This is a genomic window from Pleomorphochaeta caudata, assembly GCF_055395745.1.
Genome location: NZ_AP042458.1, coordinates 2,874,599 through 2,896,802 on the forward strand (window position 1 = coordinate 2,874,599; position 22,204 = coordinate 2,896,802).

20 protein-coding genes are annotated in these 22,204 nt (G+C 29.3%); 11 read left to right on the top strand and 9 right to left on the bottom strand.

The genetic code is table 11. The features are described 5' to 3' along the window. Positions 1 to 97 precede the first annotated feature (97 nt). Positions 98 to 343 (bottom strand): zinc ribbon domain-containing protein, encoded by a 246-nt coding sequence (locus ACZ5RS_RS13185; protein WP_464636208.1) that lies wholly within the window; start codon positions 341 to 343, stop codon positions 98 to 100. Between the two features lie 13 nt (positions 344 to 356). Continuing rightward, the gene (locus ACZ5RS_RS13190; protein WP_464636209.1) at positions 357 to 938 is read right to left on the bottom strand and encodes a TetR/AcrR family transcriptional regulator; all 582 of its coding nucleotides are present in this window, start codon (positions 936 to 938) and stop codon (positions 357 to 359) included. A gap of 396 nt (positions 939 to 1,334) precedes the next feature. Here ACZ5RS_RS13190 and ACZ5RS_RS13195 point away from each other — a divergent pair, with 396 nt between their 5' ends. The 9 genes from ACZ5RS_RS13195 (at position 1,335) to ACZ5RS_RS13235 (ending at position 11,288) form a co-directional block, all read left to right on the top strand. After that, positions 1,335 to 3,230 (top strand): PfkB family carbohydrate kinase, encoded by a 1,896-nt coding sequence (locus ACZ5RS_RS13195; RefSeq protein WP_464636211.1) that lies wholly within the window; start codon positions 1,335 to 1,337, stop codon positions 3,228 to 3,230. 3 nt (positions 3,231 to 3,233) lie between these two features. After that, on the top strand, positions 3,234 to 4,340 hold the full coding sequence (locus tag ACZ5RS_RS13200; protein WP_464636213.1) for a GSU2086 family protein: 1,107 nt from the start codon (positions 3,234 to 3,236) through the stop codon (positions 4,338 to 4,340). 2 nt (positions 4,341 to 4,342) lie between these two features. Continuing rightward, positions 4,343 to 5,623 carry an AGE family epimerase/isomerase gene (locus tag ACZ5RS_RS13205; protein WP_464636215.1) on the top strand — a complete coding sequence of 427 codons (1,281 nt, stop codon included), beginning with the start codon at positions 4,343 to 4,345 and terminating at the stop codon, positions 5,621 to 5,623. 36 nt (positions 5,624 to 5,659) lie between these two features. Then, positions 5,660 to 6,931, top strand: coding sequence for an ABC transporter substrate-binding protein (locus ACZ5RS_RS13210; protein ID WP_464636216.1), 1,272 nt, complete (start codon positions 5,660 to 5,662; stop codon positions 6,929 to 6,931). 61 nt (positions 6,932 to 6,992) lie between these two features. Next, the gene (locus ACZ5RS_RS13215; RefSeq protein ID WP_464636218.1) at positions 6,993 to 7,883 is read left to right on the top strand and encodes a carbohydrate ABC transporter permease; all 891 of its coding nucleotides are present in this window, start codon (positions 6,993 to 6,995) and stop codon (positions 7,881 to 7,883) included. After that, entirely contained in the window at positions 7,883 to 8,710 is an 828-nt protein-coding gene (locus ACZ5RS_RS13220) for a carbohydrate ABC transporter permease (RefSeq protein WP_464636219.1), read from the top strand. Before ACZ5RS_RS13215 ends, ACZ5RS_RS13220 begins: the two co-directional genes overlap by 1 nt. A 3-nt stretch (positions 8,711 to 8,713) precedes the next feature. Beyond that, positions 8,714 to 9,631 carry an ROK family protein gene (locus ACZ5RS_RS13225; RefSeq protein WP_464636221.1) on the top strand — a complete coding sequence of 306 codons (918 nt, stop codon included), beginning with the start codon at positions 8,714 to 8,716 and terminating at the stop codon, positions 9,629 to 9,631. Then, on the top strand, positions 9,624 to 10,268 hold the full coding sequence (locus ACZ5RS_RS13230; RefSeq protein WP_464636222.1) for a D-sedoheptulose-7-phosphate isomerase: 645 nt from the start codon (positions 9,624 to 9,626) through the stop codon (positions 10,266 to 10,268). Before ACZ5RS_RS13225 ends, ACZ5RS_RS13230 begins: the two co-directional genes overlap by 8 nt. 18 nt (positions 10,269 to 10,286) lie before the next feature. Then, the gene (locus tag ACZ5RS_RS13235) at positions 10,287 to 11,288 is read left to right on the top strand and encodes a LacI family DNA-binding transcriptional regulator (RefSeq protein WP_464636224.1); all 1,002 of its coding nucleotides are present in this window, start codon (positions 10,287 to 10,289) and stop codon (positions 11,286 to 11,288) included. Between the two features lie 2 nt (positions 11,289 to 11,290). Here the strand turns inward: ACZ5RS_RS13235 and ACZ5RS_RS13240 are convergent, their stop codons facing one another. The 3 genes from ACZ5RS_RS13240 to ACZ5RS_RS13250 form a co-directional block, all read right to left on the bottom strand. After that, complete coding sequence (locus ACZ5RS_RS13240; protein ID WP_464636225.1) at positions 11,291 to 12,220, bottom strand: RloB family protein; 930 nt, start codon at positions 12,218 to 12,220, stop codon at positions 11,291 to 11,293. 123 nt (positions 12,221 to 12,343) lie between these two features. Next, positions 12,344 to 13,684 (bottom strand): MFS transporter, encoded by a 1,341-nt coding sequence (locus tag ACZ5RS_RS13245; RefSeq protein WP_464636227.1) that lies wholly within the window; start codon positions 13,682 to 13,684, stop codon positions 12,344 to 12,346. Between the two features lie 180 nt (positions 13,685 to 13,864). Next, positions 13,865 to 14,692 (bottom strand): MBL fold metallo-hydrolase, encoded by an 828-nt coding sequence (locus ACZ5RS_RS13250; RefSeq protein WP_464636228.1) that lies wholly within the window; start codon positions 14,690 to 14,692, stop codon positions 13,865 to 13,867. Between the two features lie 312 nt (positions 14,693 to 15,004). Between ACZ5RS_RS13250 and ACZ5RS_RS13255 the strand changes: the two genes are divergently transcribed. Both ACZ5RS_RS13255 and ACZ5RS_RS13260 read left to right on the top strand, forming a co-directional pair. Beyond that, on the top strand, positions 15,005 to 15,643 hold the full coding sequence (locus ACZ5RS_RS13255; RefSeq protein ID WP_464636230.1) for an MFS transporter: 639 nt from the start codon (positions 15,005 to 15,007) through the stop codon (positions 15,641 to 15,643). Continuing rightward, the gene (locus tag ACZ5RS_RS13260) at positions 15,603 to 16,460 is read left to right on the top strand and encodes an MFS transporter (protein WP_464636231.1); all 858 of its coding nucleotides are present in this window, start codon (positions 15,603 to 15,605) and stop codon (positions 16,458 to 16,460) included. Before ACZ5RS_RS13255 ends, ACZ5RS_RS13260 begins: the two co-directional genes overlap by 41 nt. A 70-nt stretch (positions 16,461 to 16,530) precedes the next feature. Here the strand turns inward: ACZ5RS_RS13260 and ACZ5RS_RS13265 are convergent, their stop codons facing one another. The 4 genes from ACZ5RS_RS13265 to ACZ5RS_RS13280 are packed head-to-tail and all read right to left on the bottom strand — an operon-like array spanning position 16,531 to position 22,201. Beyond that, positions 16,531 to 18,756, bottom strand: coding sequence for a CehA/McbA family metallohydrolase (locus tag ACZ5RS_RS13265; protein ID WP_464636233.1), 2,226 nt, complete (start codon positions 18,754 to 18,756; stop codon positions 16,531 to 16,533). Next, positions 18,749 to 19,648: an ABC transporter permease gene (locus ACZ5RS_RS13270; protein WP_464636235.1), complete on the bottom strand. Its 900-nt coding sequence runs from the start codon at positions 19,646 to 19,648 to the stop codon at positions 18,749 to 18,751. The genes ACZ5RS_RS13265 and ACZ5RS_RS13270 overlap by 8 nt, the downstream gene beginning before the upstream one ends. Then, positions 19,645 to 20,691 (bottom strand): ABC transporter permease, encoded by a 1,047-nt coding sequence (locus ACZ5RS_RS13275; RefSeq protein ID WP_464636236.1) that lies wholly within the window; start codon positions 20,689 to 20,691, stop codon positions 19,645 to 19,647. The genes ACZ5RS_RS13270 and ACZ5RS_RS13275 overlap by 4 nt, the downstream gene beginning before the upstream one ends. After that, positions 20,675 to 22,201: an ABC transporter ATP-binding protein gene (locus ACZ5RS_RS13280; RefSeq protein ID WP_464636238.1), complete on the bottom strand. Its 1,527-nt coding sequence runs from the start codon at positions 22,199 to 22,201 to the stop codon at positions 20,675 to 20,677. The genes ACZ5RS_RS13275 and ACZ5RS_RS13280 overlap by 17 nt, the downstream gene beginning before the upstream one ends. Positions 22,202 to 22,204 lie beyond the last annotated feature (3 nt).

Sequence of the window (22,204 nt, forward strand, 5' to 3'; positions counted from 1 at the left end):
TATCTTATCAAAATTTATCTATCTATTTAATAATAACATAAAATAATTATAAATAAAAAGTAAATAATTAATTGTTATTTATTAAGCATCTGACAATTTATTTAAAATAACTCTTCCAAGCTGGAAGTTTTTTCATAGCTTCTTCAGCCATTCTTGTAGCAACTTCTTTATCAAAACCTTGAGTTTTAATAATGAAATTTACCATATTACTTTTCCTAGTTTCAAAAGATTGCATAGAACCATCTTCATTAGCACAGAAAACACAATAATCTTTAGAAGTATCTCCATTTGGAAAATCTTTTTCTTCTTTCATTGGCATACCACATGAAATACAAACTTTCATAATTTTTCCTCCACTATTTATCTATACTTATAAGAGATATATAAGTATTTATTAATTCATTTTTGTAAGATTTTATAACTGATTTATTAGGTGCAAATAAATCTTTATTTAATAAATAATAATGCACCAAACTTATCCATGAGTTAAAAAGCATGTGAACACTAATATTCTTTATATTCTTATTTTCAATTTCTCTCTCAAAAACTTGATTAAAATGAAAAGCAATAGTTACCTGTAAATTAGCAAAATAAAGCTTAACTTCATCAGGTAACAAAACAAGCTCTCTTATTAAATTAGAATAAAAATCTTCATATTTTATTAACATATCTAAATGATGAGATAAAAGACTTTCAATGCTACTATTACTCTGACATAAATTATGCATCTCACTAGCAATTTTACTAGCAAATTCTTCAATCAAAGAAATTTGTAAATCACTTAAAGTTGGAAAGTGCACAAAGATGGTACCATGAGAAACATTTGCTTCTTTGGCAATTGTAAGGGTTGATGCATTAAAACCTATAGTTGAATAAACTTTATAAGCAGCTTTTAATATTTTTATTCGTGTCTCTTTTTTTTGTTCTTTTCTATTCATATTTTATTAAGTACTCACTCATTGAGTATATACTCATTATAATTATTTTAATTTAATTGTCAATTATAAAAAAAAAGAAAATGATAAATATAAATCAAAAAAATATAATGTATTTATAATATATCAATTCAATAAACTTAACAAAAATATAGTATAACCATTGTATTTTTTAAAATAAAATGCCTTTAATTAAGCTAAAAAGGCATCAAAAAATATATTTAAAAAAAACTTGCGGCTAAAATACTACCATGCTACTCTAAGTTCGTGCAAAATGGTAGCGTTACCATTTTATACATTTTTTATGTAATTTATTTTTTTGCTAAAAAATGAAATCGCTACCATTTTAGAAACAAAAAATAATACTCATCATTTTCTGGAGGGATTATGGAGTTGTTCTTGAAAGATTGCAGTAATAAACAAATTGCAATTTTAGGTGATATTTGTCTTGATTTATATTATTTCATTAGTGATGAAAATATTGAAATATCACTTGAAACACAGCTACCCACCTACCCTGTCAAATCATCAAAATTTGAACTAGGTGGTGCATCAAATGTTGCTGTTAATTGTAAGCGTATAGGTATAGAAAATGTTGATATTTATGGCCTTGTTGGTGATGATTATTATGGGACTATCATTAAAGATTTATTTAATAAAGAAAATATAAATACTGATGGTTTAATAATTGAAAAAAACAACTTCTCTTCTAATGTATATCATAAAGTCTATAAAGATGGAAAAGAATTACCTAGATATGATTTTGGAAATTTCAATTATCCAAGTAAGAAAATTCAAGATCAAGTTATAAATCTATTAGAAAAAAATATTGAAAAATATGATGTAATAATAATTAACGAACAAGTTCTTAGTGGTATTCACACCTCATATTTTGAAGAACAATTAAATGCTTTAATTAACAGGCATCAAGATAAAAAATGGATTTCAGACTGTAGAACCAGAAACAATGTCTATAAAAAAACTATCCATAAATTAAATAACCATGAAGGTTATAATTTAGTTAAAGAAATTACTAACAACTTTGAAGGAATTGACGAAAAAATTGATGATAAGTTTATTGCTAATTATCTTTATAATTATTGGAAGTTACCACTAATTATGACTCGTGGTGAAAATGGAGCATTAGTTTCAAACGAAAATGGTCTTCATGATATTATGGGTCTTCATATTATTCATCAACTTGATACAGTTGGAGCAGGAGATGCATTCTTAGCTGGTTTAACTTTTGGCCTGTGTTGTGGATACAATTTAACAAAAGCTGCAACTATTGGGAATTTCTCAGCAGGAGTTAGCTGTCAAATCCTATTTGAAACAGGACACCCTACTCTTTCTCAAATACAAGAATTAGCTAATCAAGCAGATTATAGATACAACTATGAACTTGCTAGTGATATAAGAGAGGCAACCTATTATGAAAACAGTGATATTGAAATTATTAATAAAGATGTAATTAACTCATTTACATCCTACCCTAAAGTTTGCATTTTTGACCACGATGGGACTATCTCAGTACTAAGAGAAGGCTGGGAAGAAATAATGCTAGAAACTATGATTGAAGTAATTGCAGGAGATAAATATAACTCATTATCAAAAGATGAAATAAAGAAAATTACTAATCAATCTAAATCCTTAATTGAAAAAACCACCGGTGTGCAAACTATTATTCAAATGCAAGAGTTGGTAAAACTTATTGATCTTAATAACTATGTAAAGAAAGAAGATATATTAGATGCCTGGGATTATAAAAAAATCTATAACGATAAGCTATTAAAAAAGGTTGCAAAAAGAAGAGAAAAATTAGCAAGCGGTCAATTAAACATTGATGATGTGACAATAAAAGGAGCTGTAAAGACTCTTATAAAACTTATTGCTAATAATACAAAGACTTATTTAGCTAGTGGCACTGATGTTGAAGATGTAATTGAAGAAGCTAAAGCTCTTGGTTATGCACAATTCTTTACTGGTGGAATAAACGGCTCTGAAGGTGATGTTTCTTTAGATCCAAAGAGAAAAGTAATACAAAATCTAATAGGTGAGATAGAAAATAATAATGATATTAAAATCAACGAATGCGTTGTATTCGGTGATGGTCCAGTTGAAATGAGAGAAGCGAAAAAGCACGGACTAATTGCAATTGGAATTATGAGTGATGAAACAAGAAGATGGGGTAAAAATCTATCAAAGAGAGAAAGATTAATTTTAGCTGGTGCTGATATTTTAATTGAGGACTTCTCCTCTTTCTCTCAATTAGCAAAACTATTAGGTTGGGAGTAAAAAATGAAAAGCTTTGACAGGGATAAGATGATCTATTATCCATTGAAAGAAAGGTATAGCAAAGTAAATATTGAAAGAGATTATATTCACTTAGATGCTAAATCTCATACTACTGATGAAAAATCAGTAAAAAGAATTGAAAAAATTGCTGATGAGATTATTAAAGCTAGAGAAAATAATGCTTCTGTTATGCTAGCTTTTGGTGCTCATACCATCAAAAATGGTCTTTCAATTGTAATTGGGGATCTCCTTAAAAAAGGATACATAACTCATCTTGCAACCAATGGTGCTGGTGTTATTCATGACTGGGAATTTTCTTACCATGGAAACAGCAGTGAAGATGTTAGAGCTAATGTACAAGAAGGAAAATTTGGGACTTGGGAAGAAACAGGTTTCTATATTAACCTAGCTTTAGCAGTTGGTGCCTATAGATCTTTAGGCTATGCAACTAGTGTTAGTGCTTTAATCAATGATAATGGATTAGATATTCCATCTTTAGTTGAATTAAATACAGTAATTAGTGAATCTGATGCAACCAGCGATGCAAATAAGATTGCAGCTGCAGCAAATTTAAGAGCATTAATTAATCACTACAAAATACCAACAGGTTTTATGGAAGTAATTCATCCATATAGTGAATATAGTCTCTTAGCAATTGCTGCAAAAAATAATTGTAATATTACCTGCCACCCTATGTTTGGTCACGATATTATTTATACCCATAAAGTGAATAAAGGTATTTCTATTGGAGTAACAGCTGAAAGAGATTTTTTATCTTATGTAGATAGTGTTTCTAATTTAGAAAACGGAGTTTATATGTCTATTGGCTCTGCTGTTATGTCTCCTATGATTTTCGAAAAATCCCTATCTATGTCTAGAAATGTTCTACATCAAGAAGGGAAACAAATAAAAAATTGTAATATTCATGTTGCTGATTTAGCAAAGGAAACTTGGGATTGGTCTCAAGGAGAACCTCCACAAGATAACGCTGCTTACTATCTTAGATACATGAAAACTTTCTCAAGAATGGGATGTAAAGTTGATTATCAATCCATTGATAATAGAGACTTTTTGATTCTTCTAAATAACGCATTAAATAAAAGGAGTTAATTGTGAAAACTGAAAAATTAAATATTTGGAAAGAAGAATTAGTAAATCATCTTCATAATGAACTATTACCATTTTGGTTAGACCGTGTCTGGGATAAAGAAAATGGAGGTTTTGTTACTCAATTTGATACTAATGGAAACCTAACAGATTGTGATGAAAAATCAATGTTAGCTCATATGAGAACAATCTTCTCTCTATCTATAGCTTATGAAAATGGACATGACTTAGATGGTAGATGCAAACTTCTTGCTAAAAAAGGTGTTGATTTTGCTATAGATGTTTATTGGGATGAAATTTATGGTGGATTTTATTGGTTATTAGATAGAAAAAATAATGTAATTATTGATCAAAAAATAATGTACGGACAAAGTTTTGCTATCTATGCTCTATCTACTTATGCAAGAGTTTTTAATGATGCTAGAGCTCTATCTTATGCAGAAAAATGTTTTGATTTATTACAAATATATTGCTCAGAAAATACCTATGGCGGTTATTGGGAAATGTTTGAAAGAGATTGGACACTTAAAGGCCCAGGAGCTGCTGGTGGAGATAGAAAAACTCTAGATTTCCATATGCATTTAATGGAAGCTTTAACAGCTCTTTATAAAGCTAGTGGTAAAGAAATTCATAGAAGAAAATTACTAGAAGTAATTGATTTACTATTAAATACAATCCTTGATAAAAAGACTAGAACAGGAACTCCTCAATTCTATAAAGATTGGAGTGTAGCTCCTCAAATTAAATTTGATATCATTTGGGGTTGGGATAGATTTGACTCAGAAAGTGGTGCAAAACCACATAGTGATAACACTTCCTATGGCCATAATGTTGAATTCTTCTGGTTATTAATGGAATCCCTTAAAGCCCTAAATATAGATCCTAAACAATATGATTCTACATTCAAAACCATATTAAATCATGCTCTTAAAAATGGTGTCGACTGGGAATATGGCGGAGTTTATACAGAAGGATCTTCCTTAAAAGATGAAGTATATGACTATACTAAAGAATTCTGGCAACAAGCTGAGTTTATGATTGGTATGCTAGAAGCTTATCTTCTATATAAAGAGGACAGATATTTAGATGCATATGAAAATGTTCACACCTTTGTTCAAACAAAAATGATTAAGCATGAAGTTGGTGAATGGTTACCTCTTTTAGAAAGAGAAGGAAACCCAATTTGGACTCATATGAGTCACTCTTGGAAAGTAAATTACCACACCATAAGAGGTACTACTTACTCAATCAAACGATTAGAGAGAATACTTCTAAATGAAAATTAAAAATTAGCTTCTTAAGAAGCACAAAAGGAGAAAAATATGAAAAAAATGTTAAGTATTGCATTGCTCGCGCTCTGCATTCCAGCATTCGTCTTTGCAAATGGTACTAGCGAACAAGCTAAAGCACCTAGCAATGAAATTGAAATCTTTAGCTGGTGGACAGCTGGAGGTGAAGCAGATGGTCTTGATGCTTTAATTAAAGTATTTGAAGCAAAGAACCCTACTCTAGAATTAATCAACTCAACTGTAGCAGGTGGAGCTGGTACAAATGCTAAAGCTGTTCTTGCAACTAGAATGCAAGGTGGAGATCCACCAGATTCATTCCAAGTTCATGCAGGACATGAATTGATTGATACATGGGTTGTATCTGACTTTATGGAACCTGTAACTTTCATAATTGATGACAATGGCTGGAGAGATAGTTATCCTGCAGACGTTATTGATATTGTATCTTACGAAGGTGAAGTATATTCAATCCCTGTAAACGTTCATAGATCAAATGTTATGTGGTTAAATCCTGATTTATTCGCAAAATATGGTCTAGATTATCCAGAAAGCATGGATGAATTCTTTGAAGTAGCAAAAGTATTTAAAGCTAACGGTGTTGATGCTCTTGCTTTAGGTGATACAAACACTTGGCCTGCAACTCAATTATTAGCTAATGTTATTTTAGCTGTAGCTGGTCCTGATAAGTATTCAGACCTTTGGAAAGGCTTAGTAAAATGGGATGATCCAGATATCAGAGCTGCTTTAGAAGATTACGCTAAGATGCTTGATTATGTAAACAGTGACCATGCTGCTATTACAAACATGGATGCTGGTGGATATGTTGCTGAAGGTAAAGCTGCAATGAACCTAATGGGCGACTGGATTGCCGGCTACTACGATTCACAAGGTTATGTTTATAAAACAGATTGGGACTGGGTACCATTCCCTGGCACAAGAGGTAACTTTATTATGTTATCAGACTCATTCGGACTACCTAAAAATGCTCCAAATAGAGACAACGTAATTAAATGGTTAGAAACTTGTGGTTCTGTTGATGGACAAGATGCATTTAACCCAATTAAAGGTTCTATCCCTGCAAGAACAGACTGTGATACATCAAAATATAGCCCTTACTTACAAGATGCAATGGCAGACTTCGCTTCAAATAGAATTTTACCTTCTGTTGCACACGGTGCAGCTATCTCAGAATCTTGGGTAACTAAAGTTAATGACATTGTTAACCAATTCACATCTTCTAAAGATGTAGATTCTGCAATTAAACAATTCCAAGCTGCTGCTGACAAGTATGCCCCAGGGAAATAATTGAAAAAATTTTAATAGTGGGCAAGCAATTGCCCACGTTTTTAACAAAAAGGAGAAACTCATGTATTGCCCTAAAAAAGAAAGAATAAAAAGTTTCTTTATAATTTTACCAATTATAGTTATACTTTTTATCTTTATATATGGTTTTATTGGTTGGTCAATAAAAGTTTCATTTTCTGCCTGGGATGGGATTATTAAAAATGATGCATTTGTAGGTTTTGCAAATTACAAAGAACTATTTAAATTTGATAGATTCCCAACCGATATTTACAATACAATATTTTTTACTTTGATGTTTATGCTAGTCTGTATTACAGGAGGCTTCATCTTAGCTTATATGCTATATTCTGGCTTAAAAGCTGAAGGTTTATTTAGAACAATATATATGTTCCCCCTTGCTGTTGCATTTGTCATCTCAGGTGTTTTATGGAGATGGATTTTAGCCCCTGAAACAGGAATAAATGTCCTTTTAAGGATGTTAGGCTTTAATGGAAATTTCAATTGGTATGTATCGACTCAACATATAGGGCCATTTAATGTAGCCTTAATTGCACTAATCATTGCTGCTTCCTGGGAATATCTTGGATATACAATGGCAATGTTCTTAGCTGGATTAAGAGCTATACCTCAACAAATAATTGAATCAGCTCAAATTGATGGAGCAGGAAAACTTAGAACTATCTTTAGTATAATAATTCCTCAAATCAAACCTATTGTTTTCTCTGCAATGATTGTTATTGGACATGTATCCTTAAAAATCTTCGACTTAGCTTATGCAATGACAGGAAAAGGTCCTAACTTCGTTACTGACTTCCCTGGACTTTATATGTTTGAAACAACATTTAGAGGAAACCATTATGGTGAAGGTGCTGCAATTTCTATCTTCATGTTATTACTAGTTGCAGTAATTATCGTACCATATTTGATTTCAACATTTAGAGGAGAAAAATAATGGTCGGAAAAAGAAAAATTGGAATAGTATTAAAATATGTTTTTGCAATTTTATTTGCACTTATGTTTTTATTCCCACTATTTGTTCTCTTCAATACTGCACTAAAACCTTTTGCTGAAGTTACCATATCTCAAATGTGGGTGCTACCAAAAGCTCTTTCAAGTGATGGATTTAGAGAAGCCTTTATCAAATTAGGTGGAAACTTTAAAAATAGCTTTTTATTAGTAATCCCTGTATGTTTTTTATCAATACTACTTGGAGCAATTTGTGGCTTTGTATTTTCAAAGATCAAATTTAAATTTTCAAATCTAATTTTTGCACTTGTAATTTTTGGTATGTTTATTCCTTACCAAAGTATATTAATTCCTTTAGTACAAACTTTAAGAAGAATTGGTATTTATGGCTCTATTCTAGGTTTGATTTTCACTCATACAATTTATGGTTTACCAATCTCAACTCTAATGTTTAGAAACTACTATGCTGAAGTCCCTGATGAATTAGTTGAAGCTGGAGCTATAGATGGCTTATCTGTTTGGGGAGCTTTTAGACAAATAATAATACCTCTTTCAATACCATCAGTTATCGTTGTATTAATTTGGCAATTTACTAGTGTTTGGAACGACTTCTTATTCGCTGTAATTATTACTCAAGACTCAGCAATTCAACCAATAACCGTAGCTTTACAAAACTTAGCTGGTAGCCAAGTTGTTGAATGGAACATTCAAATGGCTGGTGCAATTGTTGCTGCATTACCACCTCTACTTGTCTATATTTTCTTTGGAAAATATTTTGTAAAAGGATTAATGGCTGGATCTGTTAAGGGGTAATCAATGAAGAAACTCAACGATTATTTAATTGGTGTTGATATTGGGGGAACTAAAACTGCTATAGTAATAGGATCATTAAATGGAGAAATCCTAAAAAAAGAGAAATTCCCTACTCCCCCAACTTATAGAGAAACTTTAGATTTAACATTTGAAATCATTACCAAATTGATTAAAGAATATAAAAATATTTGTTCAATTGGGATTTCATGTGGAGGCCCTCTAAATAGTAAAAAAGGGATTATTATATCCCCTCCTAATTTACCATCCTTTGTTAATGTAGAAATTGTTAAAGAATTTAAAGAAAAATTTAATATTCCAACATATCTAGATAATGATGCTAATGCTTGTGCATTAGCAGAATGGAAATGGGGAAATGGCAAAGGTATGGATAATATTATCTTTTTAACTTTTGGTACAGGACTTGGTGCTGGTCTGATTTTAAATGGACATATTTATTCAGGAATTAATGGTAATGCTGGAGAAGTTGGTCATATAAGATTAAGTGATCATGGACCTTTATGTTATAGAAAACATGGAAGTTTTGAAAGTTTTTGTAGTGGTAGTGGTATCTCAAAATTATATCAAATGAAATTTAATGAAATTCTTTCAGCAAAAGAAATTTGTAGAAGAGCCAATCTAGGAGATAAAAAAGCACTAGAGGTCATAGATGAAAGTGCAACTAACTTAGGTAAAGGTTTATCAATTATTGTAGATATGCTTAATCCTGAATGCATAATTATTGGAAGTATTTATAGCAGGGATGAACAATTATTTAAAGAGAAAATGTTTGAAATATTAAATAAAGAAGCGTTAATAGAATCTTTAGATAATCTAAAAATTCTCCCCAGTGGATTAGGTGAAAATCTCGGAGACATGGCAGCCTTAGGTGTTGCTATAAATGGAGTAGATGAAAATGGATAATAAATTCTCTCAATTATTAGAAAGATTTCCAAAATTAGAATATTCAAAAGAAGCAATAATAAAAGCTGATAAACTACTAATTGAAACAGCTAAAAATAATAAAACCATTTTTACTATGGGTAATGGAGGTAGTGCTTCAGACTCTGATCATATTGTTGGTGAGTTAATGAAATCTTTTATTAAAAAAAGAGATCTTAATGATGAGTATAAAGAAAAGCTAATTAATATTGATAAAAAATTAGGAACAGAATTAGCAAATGAACTCCAAGGTGGAATAAAAAGTATTTCACTAACCCAGCACAATGCTTTATCTACAGCTTTTTCTAATGACGTTAATCCTCAGCTAGGATTTGCTCAACAGCTATCTGTATTAGGAGAAAAAGGAGATTCCGTAATTTGTATAACAACTAGTGGAAACTCCAAAAATGTAATTTATGCAGCTATAGTCGCAAAAGCAAAAGGTTTAAATATTATCGGATTAACGGGAAAAGGGGGTGGAATACTTCGTAATTTTTGTGATATTTGTATAGAGGTAGATGAAAAGGAAACTTATAAAATCCAAGAATTACACCTTCCAATTTACCATGCTTTATGCATTTCCCTTGAACAAGAGTTTTGGCATGAGAAAATTCACTGATTAGGAGTTAAATTTATTGTGGCTAAATCAACTAATAATCCAACTATTTCAGATATAGCAAAAAAAGCAGGAGTATCCTCAACAACAGTATCAAGAGTTTTATCAGACTCTGATAGTGTAAAACCAAAAACAAAAGATAAAGTTCAAAAAGTAATTGATGAACTAGGATATATCCCGAACTATTTTGCAAGATGTCTAGCTGGACACCAATCCAAAAAGATTGGCGTTATTGTTGATGAAATTGGAAACTTCTTCTTTACTGAATTATTAGCATCCATTCAAGGATATTTAAATAAAAACAACTATTCAATCCAAATTGCCTATAGTAAATGGCATGAAGAGAGCGAACTTGATGCCGTTAAAAACTTTATTTCTAATAATGTTGACGGCATTATAATCGCACCAGTCTCCCCTACTACTAGTGCTCTTGATTTATTAAAAAATAGAGATTTTCCATTTGTAGTTATTAACTGTATTTTAGATGATGAAACAACTTGCATAGCTAATAATAACTATGATGGCGGAAAAATCATTGCTGATTACTTTAATGAAAGAGAAGCTGAACAAACCTTTGTAATATCAGGGTGGAATGACCAATCTTTACTTTTAAGAGTAAAAGGTTTTAAAGAAAATATTAATAATAAAGAAAAGTTAAATTGTTTCTCTGAAATACTACTCGATGATCAAATCAGAGAAGTGGCTAGAAAATTAGTTGAAGATTATGATGTAAAAAACAAAACAACTAATATTTTTATCACCAACGATATTTTAGCTATTCCATTATCAAATTACTTAATCGATAATGGAGTTGATATTCCAAACTCTGTATCAATTATTAGTTATGATAATATTTATTTTTCTAAATATTCTAGAATCCCTTTATCTACAATAGATCATGGTATTGATGAAATTGGTATCCAGGCTTCAGCTCAATTACTAAAAAAGATTAACAATGAAAAAGCAACAAAAGGCAATATTTTTATTGAACCAAAATTAATAATTAGAGAAAGTACTAGATAAAGTTAATTGTTTATTAAATCTTTTATTAAAAGTCCAACATTACTACCTATTTTATAGTTTAATTCATTGATATCTTGTTCAAAAGACTTTTCATTTTCTATAGCTAATTTAATTTGATTAATTAACTTATCAAAGCAAATATTATTTTTTTCAAATTCTGGCAACAACTTTTTAAGTTCTTTTTCTGTATAGTGAATTGCTTTATCCTCATCACTTATTTTTTCATTCTCTAAAAGTTTTACTCTATCTAAGTCAAAAACTTCATTAAAATGTAATAAAAGCCAAAATTCAAAACATGGATTAGAAATATATAAATCATAATTATTTTCATTACACTTTTTTAATAATTGATTATATTGCTCTTCATTTACACTTCTTTTATCTCTATCTACTATTAAACAAACCTTATCAATATCACTATTAAAAGAAATAAATTGAGATTTAATAAATTTATTTATATTATTAATTGCATAATTTTTTTTAATATATACTTCTATGCTTTTAGTAATTTCTTCAACTCTAACATCATCAAAATATAAATTATCGTCTTTTCTAAGTTTATAATCTTCAGCTAAAAAATCCATAATTGCATCATAAAGATATACAGCATCTTCCTTTTGACTTAGATCATTAGAATTATAAAAACAAAATTCAACAACAGAACTTACAAAGGAAGCAATATTTCTTCTATTATTTTTTAAATTATCGATACAAAACTTTGTTCTTTCAAAAGCCTTTAAAGGGTTACTCCAACCCAAAAAGATATGATTTCTTAATATTGGTATTAATTCAATATCATCCTTTAACTTAATTTGTTTTCTATATTTTATAATCCCATCAAAATACTGAACTTCAGTTTTAATACCTTCATAAGATAAGAAATATTTCTTTTTACTTTCATCAATTTGATTATTTATAGCCTTTATTCTCATTGTCTTTAGCAAATTATAACATGAATTTAATAACTTATATAAATTAAAATCATTCAAACATAAAACAACCTACTTTATTTCTACATAAAATAGGCTGATAATATATTATTTAAAAACTTCTATTTAGCTAGCTTTTTCAACATTCCAATTCACTCTTAATACAAAAATTAAAAATACGAAATTAATTATAATTCCAAAAAATCCTGCCAAATGATATGAATTCGTAAATTCTTTAATTAAACTGAATAACCACGGTCCAATTGCACTTGCAGCAACAACAATAGACATTGCAAAACCACTTACTGCTCCTAAGTGTTTTCTTCCATAAAGTTTTGGCCAAGTAACAATATTAAGCATACCAAAGAGACCTCCGCCAACACCACAAGAGAGAATCATTAAAAACCTTGAAATTGAATACTCAATAGTCATTAGCGAAAGAGATGCTACAATTAATGAGATTACATATCCTATATAAATATACTTTATAGAAATTCTATCACTAAGATAACTTCCTAAAAATCTAGCAATAACAGAAACAACTGAAATTGGGAAAAAGATTCTAACAGCTTGATCTGCACCAATACCTATTTCATCAAAAATAGATATGATATGAAAAGTAAAAGCGGTATTAAACAAACTCCAAAATCCTAAAGAAAATAATATTATCCAATATAGAGTTTCTTTACGAGCTTGTTGAACAGTTTTTTCTACTTTAGCATCCATAGCACTAGAATTCTTCTTTACATGCTTTTTCTTCATACCTTGTTCAAGCTCAATACCGTAACGATTAGGCTCAGCTCTAAAAAAGATTAAAACCATAGGTAATACAATACAAATTAAAATAGCAGATAAAACAATCAAAGCATTATTCCATTCAAATTTCTTGATCATATAATGTAAAGGTTGAGGTGCAAATGAAAAACCAAAAGCTGTTATTAGCCCCATAATCCCTACTGCAAAACCTCTACGAGAGCCAAACCATTTTGCAACCATACCCTTTGAAACCAAAGTTAATACACCTTGTCCAAAAAATCTTATTCCAAAAAATCCAATAGTTATAACAACAAATACAATAATAAAATGAGGAACATTAATAAAAGATGATAAAAATTCAATTATGTTGGGAGAAAAGCCTAAAACTAATAAAAATAATCCTAAGCAAATTACTGCAACAGCAGCTACAATTCTAGCTCCAAATTTATCAAAGCATAATCCAGCATAGGAGATAAGTAGACTACTAGTTAATGTACCTATCATATAAGAGGTTGAAATCTCAACTCTAGATATTGATAGATTTTGTATAAAATGATCAGTAAAAACTGAAACACCCATTGTTTGTCCTGGAATACTAGCTAGAACACCTAATGCTCCAACTAATAATATTACCCAACCATAATAAAATGGAAAATTAGATATGCTAAAAAATGATTTTTTATCACTTTTTAAGCTGTTTTTCTGATACATGAAAACTCCAAATAACTTATATTATGGGCGAGTCTATCAAGTATTAAAAGAACATGCAACACAATTTCAATTTTTAATTTATTATTTACAGTAAAAGAAATTATAATTATCTATTAGATAAAAAAGGATATAACCTATTACAGCTATATCCTAAAAAAATTACAAATCAAAAAAGATTCGCTAAAAACTAATTATTGCTCCAGTTGAAAAATAATGAGACTTAATTTTTGATTCAGTTTTTCTCATATATTCAACAACTTTATAACCTGTACAATGACCTAAAAATACTTCTTCAACTCCTAAAGTTTCTAAAGCTTCCACAGTTTTCTTTATTCTATTCTCATTAGCTTTTGCTAAATGTAATCCACCAATAATAACTTTAACTTTTTTATTATGAAGTGCTTCTACTTCTTTTACTATTGATACAATACCAGGATGAGAACAACCCACAATAAGGGTAAGTCCATCTTCATTATCCACAACCAAAACAGATTCATCTAAGAATTCATCTTTCTCATATTTTCCATCTTTTAAAATAAAGTATTTATCTGGTAAGGGTTCGAATTCTTCAGTGTTTTTTATGTTCGAATGTACAAATACATTAGACGATAATTTTAAAGTTTTTTCTACTAGTTCTGTATGAATAGCATGACAATTTAAAAACTTATCATCAAAATTTATTCCTTTATAAAAATACATTCCATCAATTAAGGCCACTTTATCAAAGAAAAACTTATCACTACAAATTAATTCTCTACATCTATAATCATCAGCAAAGCTTCTATAACCACAGCTATGATCATAATGAGCATGACTTAAAACAACACTATCTACTGTATTTAAATTCTTTTTTAATAAAATAGCATTATCTATAAAATCTGAATTGGGACCAGTATCAAATAAAATTCTCAACTCATCAATTTCCAAAAACAAAGATAAACCATGAGAAGCTTTTGCATGTGAAAAATTCTCATTATTATTATCTAATAAGACTGTACATTTATTCATATTTTTACCTCTATGCTTATAGCATATACCAAGATTTCTCATCTATCTATTTTTTTTAGTAATAATTTTTCTATAAAAAATATATAAAAATAAAAATTTAAAAATATACTATTTTCTTATTCATTGAAAGAAATTATCTTATTTCTCATATAATTGGCATTAATTTTTGATTTTTTATTTGTAACATGATTTATATTTAATGATATTAATAATACAAAATTTTTATTTTATGTAAAATAAATCTATACAATACAACTAGTTATATAAAATATTTTCTTTACAAACAATATCCTCTCATGTATTATTTACTTTATGGAAATAAATACAAAACAAGATACAAGAAAAGTTAAAACTAGAAACATTTTAGCCTATGGGTGTGGAGATTTTTTTGGGGGTGGATCCTTCTTAATTATAAGCACTCTCTTTATGGTTTTCTTAACAAATGTTGCTAAGCTACCACCACAATATGCTGCAATTGTTGTATTGATTGGAAAAGGTTGGGATGCTATAAGTGATCCACTATTTGGTATTTTATCTGATAAAACAAAATCGAGATTTGGAAGAAGACGAATATATTTTTTAATTGGAATAATTCCAATTATTATAAGCTATGCCCTACTTTGGAATAGTTTTAAATTTGATTCACTCTCTTTAAAGGTAATTTACTATACCTTCACCTATACTCTTTTCTCTACCGTCTTTACTTCCGTTATGGTTCCATATAATGCTCTAGTTAGTGAAATGAGTATTGAATATAAAACTAGAGCTAGACTAAGCGGTGCTAAAATGGCTTTTTCTCAATTCTCTGCATTAATTGCTGGAACAATTCCTGCCTACATAGTTAATAACTTATATAAAGATTCTCCAGAAGTGGGATTTAGACTTGTAGGTATTATCTTTGGTGTTCTTTATGCAATTACCTTGGATTTTTGTATTTATTGGAACCTTTGAACAAGAAAACATTAAAAAACATGAATCAGCCTTATCTCTAAAAGAAAGTTTTAAAGAATTAAAATCTCTACTTAATAATAGGACTTTTAAAGTACATATTGAAATGTATTTATTAGCCTATGTTGCAATGGATATTCTATCTGCAAGCTTTATATATTATACAACCTATTATTTATTTAAAGCTGAACAATTTTATTATTTTTTAGGAGTTTTTCTTTTAGCTCAACTACTCTCTTTAGCTTTTTATATTCACTTTTCTAATAAAAAAGGAAAAGCTGTAGCATACAGATTAGGTGCTAGTATAATTATTGTAGTAATGATTCTTTTTACTATCCTTTTAAAAGAAAGCTCCTCAACGCCTTTGATACTTAGTCTATGTATTATTATGGGAATTGGCTTTTCAGCTATAATATCAATGCCTTGGGCAATGCTCCCTGAATCTTGTGATGTAGAAATCTTATGCCATGGCAAAGATAGATCTGGTGCAGTTGCAGGTATGTTTACACTAATTAGAAAATTAACCCAAGCAGTTGTTTTATGGTTATTTGGAAATGTTTTAGCTATTGTTGGATTCAATGGTGAATTAGAAATTCAATCAGATTTAGTTGTTAATACTATTAGAGTATTATTTAGCATAATCCCACTTATATTAATGATTTTTGGTCTCTTAGCTAGTAGAAAATATGAAGTTAATCCTAAGACTTTTAAAATAGCTCGAGAAGAAATCTCTAGAATTCAAAATGGTGGAAAGAAAGAAGATATTACAGAAGAAAATAAAACTGTTATAGAAGACTTAACAGGACACAAATATTATTAACCTTATTCCTCAATCTTTTGGCAATAGCTGTTTTTGCTATTGCCATTTATTTTAAAATTTTAGTATTTAATTATTTTATCCAAATTGGTGAACTCCAAGCAATATGATTATCAAATTGTTCTACCCTTAAATAATAATAACTTTCACACTCATCTTTCTTACATTCAAAAAAAGTATTTACTTTCTTTTCTTTTGGATTCAAATAAAAAATTACTTGATTATTTTTAATGATTTCAATTTTTTTAATTTTATCAGTTCCTAACACACTAATTTTAAATTTGATATTTTCATCAACTTTAATTTCTGAACCCATTGGAACCCCATTAGCAGTAAAGTTCAATAAAATCCTTGATCCTGTAGTTGCATAAGTATGTCTATTATATAAATTATTCCAGAGTTTCTTACTTTCATTTTCATCACTATATATTGCTACTATTCCCCCCTCAATACCATGTTCCATTTGATGAGAATCACTACCAGCAGTAAAACCTAAATGATAACCTCTCTTTAAAGCATCTTGAATACAATGATCATCAAATTTACTTATATTTTTTGTAAATAGGGAAGCATCTTCAGTTTTTTCATAATTTGCATGTCTTGAAAAGATTTCAACTAATCTTTCCACTTCATCATCATGATAATCCCAGTCAGTAGCAGCACTAACCATTCCCCAATCAGCTGCAGGATGATGAGGGATACATAATCCACCTTCCTCTTTTATGCTAGAATACAATCTATCAGGATTCAAGGAATTAGGATCAACAGAGGTAAATAGGGAGCCCTCTGAATCTGGATAATAAACATTTTTATGTCCAAAATCATGTTTATACTCATTAGAAGTCCATTCAAAAGCTAAAATAGCTGAGAAATCTTCTTCCCCATTAAAAACATCACGAGTTGCTCTATTCCATTCCCATTCACTATCACTTGCTACATCAGGATAACAATCATGATCTGTTAAAGCACAAAAATCTAGATGAGCATCAAGTTTTGCATAATGATAATATTGATCTATTTCCCCTTGTCCATCACTCATATTACTTTGACCATGGATATCCCCGAAATAAATATTCTCTTTAATATTATTTTCTGATAACCATTGTTGCTTTTCTTCTTCACTAATTAGATCAATTTTTTTCTCATTTTTTATAGGTTGAACAAAATTATCAACCTTAATTTCAATTTCATTATCATTATAATTAACTAATTCTTCTAAATTAACTTGGTTATATACAATTTGTGCATTTCTTTGTTGATGACCATTTCTCATTGAATATTGCCATACATAAGATAATTTTTTATCATCATCTAATGCTAATTGTGGTCTTATAGCACAATTTGTATCATCAAGAGAGAGTAATGCAGCATTTGTCCAAATACCATTTTCACCTCTAGTTCTACAAACAATATTTGTTTTACCAATAGTATAAGCAAAAACCACATCACCAATATTATTTGAAGTTAAGAAAACATTATTATACCAGTTTCTATTTTCAACTAATACATGATAATTTGATAATTCAAATTGTCCATTTTTAAACTCAACATCAATAACATTATAAGAGAAATATGATTTAGGACCATTTTCATACCAGCCAACAACTTTTTTATCTTTGGATAGTCCAATAATAGGTTGTGCACATCGATATTTTGATTGGCTAATTACTTTTTCATCACTCCATTGATTATCTTTCTTTGCTCTAATTACTACATCATAACTTGTGCCATTAAAACAATCATATACAACAAACTCAGTATCATTATTATCTTTTACATATGTTGGTCGATAACATTTTTCTATAGTATTAACTTTTTCAAAACATTGTGTTCCACAATTATAGAAAATAATATCACTATGTTTTGCTCTCTGATGAGCAAAAACTATTACAAAATCTTTTCCATTATCACTTATATATGGATAAAATAAAGCATCCCCTTCAATAATTGAAATAATTTCACTCCAAGCATTATTATTTTTTATCCTTAATCTTATTGACCATTGTTTATTAATAAATTCTGACCAAACAACTGCAACCTGATCTTTAAAATAATGTATATTAGCTCTAAGTGTTAAACCTGTATCAGATAGTACAAATTCATTAACTACTTCATTATTTTCTAATTCATTATATATTAAATTCTCTTTATGATTCTCATAACTCTGCCAAACAACAAATGTCCTATTATTATTATCATCACTTGCTATGGCAGGATACTGACAACTACTATCTCTAAATTCAGTTAAAAATTTAGATGTTTTTATATATTCTCTCATATGTTCAATCCTTTTAATCATCTGCATGGGCACCTAATCCTGCTGGAGGAGTAATATTTCTAACACCAAATACTAGAACTAATAAAGTTACAATATAAGGAATCATTTGCATTAATTGAGATGGCACACCATATCCTTGTAAATAAATTTGTAATGCTTCAAAAAAACCAAAAAGTAATCCAGCAAACAATACATTAATTGGGTGATATCTAGATAAAATTGCAATAGCAACTGCAATATAACCTCTTCCAGCAGACATATTTCTAACAAACATATTTAAACTATCAATAGAAATATAAGCACCGCCTAAACCAGCTAAACCACCACATATTATTACTCCAATATATTTCATTTTAGCAACTTCAATACCAACACTACTTGCTGCTTTTGGATTTTCTCCAATAAATCTGAATCTCAAGCCAAAAGGCGTTTTATATAAAATTATCCAACCTAACAAACAAAATAAAATTGTAAATAATAAGATAATTGATTGGTTTCCAAAAATTGGTCCAATTATTGGAACTTTATTTAAAAATCCTAGTTTTATATCTAAACTTAATACTTGTTCAGAACTTCCCTTATTTCCCCAAATAATTTGTAAAAAAAGAGTTGTCACTGCACCAACTAATAAGTTTAAACCAATACCACTGATTACCTGGTTCATCTTATATTTAATACAAAATAAACCATGGAAATACCCTATTATCATTCCACCTACTATCCCAAACAAAAGTCCTACAAAAACATTTGAAAAGAAATATGAACCTACAACAGCCGAAAAAGCTCCTGCTAATATCATACTTTCAAGGCCTAATGCCATAATTCCTGCTCTAACAGAAAACACTCCTCCTAAAGCTGCTAATATTAATGGAACAGATAAAGATAGAGTCGAAGCAATTAATCCTTCAATCATTTTACCTCCATTTTCTTATTCTTAATCCAAGGGAAAAGATTGCCTATCAATATAGGGGCCGAAACGAATATAACAACTAAAGCTTGAATTACGCTTACAAATTCTGTAGGTATTCTACTTGTCATATTTAAATAATTTGCGCCATTTTGTAACAAACCAAAAATTATACCTGATAATATAACTCCTATTGGTGATTCATTTGCTAATGCAGCAACGGCAATACCACTAAAACCATAATCAGCAGAAAAGCCAACAACAAATCTTCTATTAACACTCATCATTTGAACAGCTCCACCTAATCCTGCAATTGCACCACTTAAAAACATAGCTAAAAGAATTATTTTCTTAATATTAATTCCTGCTGTTTCTGCTGCAATTTTATTTAATCCAACAGCTTTTATTTCATATCCTTTTTTTGTTCGATCAATAAAAAATTTCATTACAATTGCAATTAATACACAAAAAAATATCCCCCAGGTTAATTGAGTCCCTTGTAATAATTTAGGTAATAAAGCAGTTGGAAGCATCTTCTCAGTTTGTGCAGTAGCTCCTTCAGCTTTTAATGGATATGTTGCTAAATAACTGGTAAAATTAATAATAATAAAATTCATCATCATTGTTGTTATTACTTCATTAGAGCCAAATCTAACTTTTAACCAACCAATAAAAACTCCAGCAAAACCACCACAAATTATTCCAACAAGCATAACTAATAAAACATGGAAAGCTAATGGTAAATGCAAATTAAAGCTACCTACTAAAGCACCACAAAACGCTCCAATATATAATTGCCCCTCAACTCCTAAATTAATTATTGTTGCTTTTTTCCCAATCATGTAAGCCAATCCAGTAAAAATAAGTGGGGTAGCTTGAACTAAAGTATTTGCTATTGCTTTTTTAGATAAAAAAGCCCCTTTCACAATTACAGAATAAGCAACTAATGGATTATAACCACTAAGTAACATAACAATAGCACTTACAAATAATGCCAAAAATAAAGCTAATACAGGATACAGTATATTTTGACTATTCTTTATTTTCATTAACTGATCCTCCAGCCATCAATAACCCTAATTCAAAAATATTAGTTTTATTTTTATCTAAAATATTATTAATTTCACCATTATAAATTACTGCAATTCTATCTGATAAATTATATACTTCTTCTAAATCAGCAGAAATCAAAAATATTGATTTGCCCTCTTTTTTTAAAGAAAGAATTTTTTTATGAATATATTCCATTGCACCAACATCTACACCTCTAGTTGGTTGGGCAATAATTAATACATCAGGATTTTGAGTAACTACTCTAGCAACTACAACTTTCTGTTGATTGCCACCAGAAAGAGATAATATTTTTTCTTTTGAATTTGGAACTTTAATTTTAAAATCACGAATTGCGTTATTACCTTCTTCTGTAATTTTTTTCTTATTTAAAACTCCATGTGAAGAATAAGTTGGTAAATCATGATAACCGAGAATAATATTCTCTTCCAAATTCATTTCAACAATTAAACCTCTTTCTAACCTATCTTCTGGTATATGTCCAATTTTTTCATGAATAAAGGTGGAAGCATTTCCAGTTATCTCTTTTTCACCTTTTAAAATTATTGCAGTATCTGATTTAACCAAACCTGTCAAAACTTTAATTAATTCACTCTGTCCATTCCCTTCTACACCAGCAAGTCCTAAAATTTCACCTCTATTTATAGTAAAATTAATATCCTTTAAAACTTGTCTTCCTTTTAATTTTAAAGAACAATCTTTGACAGAAAAAAATGGCGCTCCAATAGTATCTTCTTCACAAGAAATATTTAACTCAACATCTCGACCAACCATCATTTTAGCTAATTTGGTTTCATCAACATCATCTAAACTTTCTCTATGTTTTATAATTTTTCCATCTCTCAAAACAGAAATTGTATCAGCAATTTTTAATGTTTCTTTCAATTTATGGGTAATAATAATTATACCTGTACCATTTTCTTTAAGCTTTAACATAATTTCAAAAAGCTCTTCAACTTCCTGTGGAGTCAAAACAGCAGTAGGCTCATCGAGAATCAACAATTGTGATCCTCGATATATTGCCTTCAAGATTTCTACTCTCTGTTGTTCACCAACAGATAAATCTTTTACTAGAGCTTTTGCATTTATATTAAAATGATACTTATCGATTAAAGTTTGAACTTCATCGATTGCTTTTTCTCTATCAATAAATAAATTCTTCTTTTTTTTGGGTTCATTATTTACAATTATATTATCTGCAACACTCAAAACTGGTGCTAACATAAAATGTTGATGGACCATTCCAATCCCTAAATCTATCGCATCTTTAGGAGTATTAATTACAACTTCTTTACCATCAACTAAGATTTGCCCTTTATCTAATTTAAGCATCCCATAAAGGATTTTCATCAAGCAAGTTTTTCCAGCACCATTTTCACCTAATAAAGAATGAATTTCTTGTGTTTTGATAGAAAATGAAACATCATCTAAAGCTCTAACCAAAGGAAACTGTTTTGTAATATGTTTCATTTCAATATTTTTAAACACTTA

What these genes read in the sequence shown, in the direction of transcription:
- ACZ5RS_RS13190 (WP_464636209.1), bottom strand. Translation starts at nt 938, where the DNA reads ATGAATAGAAAAGAACAAAAAAAAGAGACACGAATAAAAATATTAAAA.
- ACZ5RS_RS13260 (WP_464636231.1), top strand. Translation starts at nt 15,603, where the DNA reads ATGCAATTACCTTGGATTTTTGTATTTATTGGAACCTTTGAACAAGAA.
- ACZ5RS_RS13255 (WP_464636230.1), top strand. Translation starts at nt 15,005, where the DNA reads ATGGAAATAAATACAAAACAAGATACAAGAAAAGTTAAAACTAGAAAC.
- ACZ5RS_RS13240 (WP_464636225.1), bottom strand. Translation starts at nt 12,220, where the DNA reads ATGAGAATAAAGGCTATAAATAATCAAATTGATGAAAGTAAAAAGAAA.
- ACZ5RS_RS13220 (WP_464636219.1), top strand. Translation starts at nt 7,883, where the DNA reads ATGGTCGGAAAAAGAAAAATTGGAATAGTATTAAAATATGTTTTTGCA.
- ACZ5RS_RS13230 (WP_464636222.1), top strand. Translation starts at nt 9,624, where the DNA reads ATGGATAATAAATTCTCTCAATTATTAGAAAGATTTCCAAAATTAGAA.
- ACZ5RS_RS13275 (WP_464636236.1), bottom strand. Translation starts at nt 20,691, where the DNA reads ATGAAAATAAAGAATAGTCAAAATATACTGTATCCTGTATTAGCTTTA.
- ACZ5RS_RS13270 (WP_464636235.1), bottom strand. Translation starts at nt 19,648, where the DNA reads ATGATTGAAGGATTAATTGCTTCGACTCTATCTTTATCTGTTCCATTA.
- ACZ5RS_RS13250 (WP_464636228.1), bottom strand. Translation starts at nt 14,692, where the DNA reads ATGAATAAATGTACAGTCTTATTAGATAATAATAATGAGAATTTTTCA.
- ACZ5RS_RS13200 (WP_464636213.1), top strand. Translation starts at nt 3,234, where the DNA reads ATGAAAAGCTTTGACAGGGATAAGATGATCTATTATCCATTGAAAGAA.
- ACZ5RS_RS13210 (WP_464636216.1), top strand. Translation starts at nt 5,660, where the DNA reads ATGAAAAAAATGTTAAGTATTGCATTGCTCGCGCTCTGCATTCCAGCA.
- ACZ5RS_RS13185 (WP_464636208.1), bottom strand. Translation starts at nt 343, where the DNA reads ATGAAAGTTTGTATTTCATGTGGTATGCCAATGAAAGAAGAAAAAGAT.
- ACZ5RS_RS13245 (WP_464636227.1), bottom strand. Translation starts at nt 13,684, where the DNA reads ATGTATCAGAAAAACAGCTTAAAAAGTGATAAAAAATCATTTTTTAGC.
- ACZ5RS_RS13265 (WP_464636233.1), bottom strand. Translation starts at nt 18,756, where the DNA reads ATGATTAAAAGGATTGAACATATGAGAGAATATATAAAAACATCTAAA.
- ACZ5RS_RS13225 (WP_464636221.1), top strand. Translation starts at nt 8,714, where the DNA reads ATGAAGAAACTCAACGATTATTTAATTGGTGTTGATATTGGGGGAACT.
- ACZ5RS_RS13215 (WP_464636218.1), top strand. Translation starts at nt 6,993, where the DNA reads ATGTATTGCCCTAAAAAAGAAAGAATAAAAAGTTTCTTTATAATTTTA.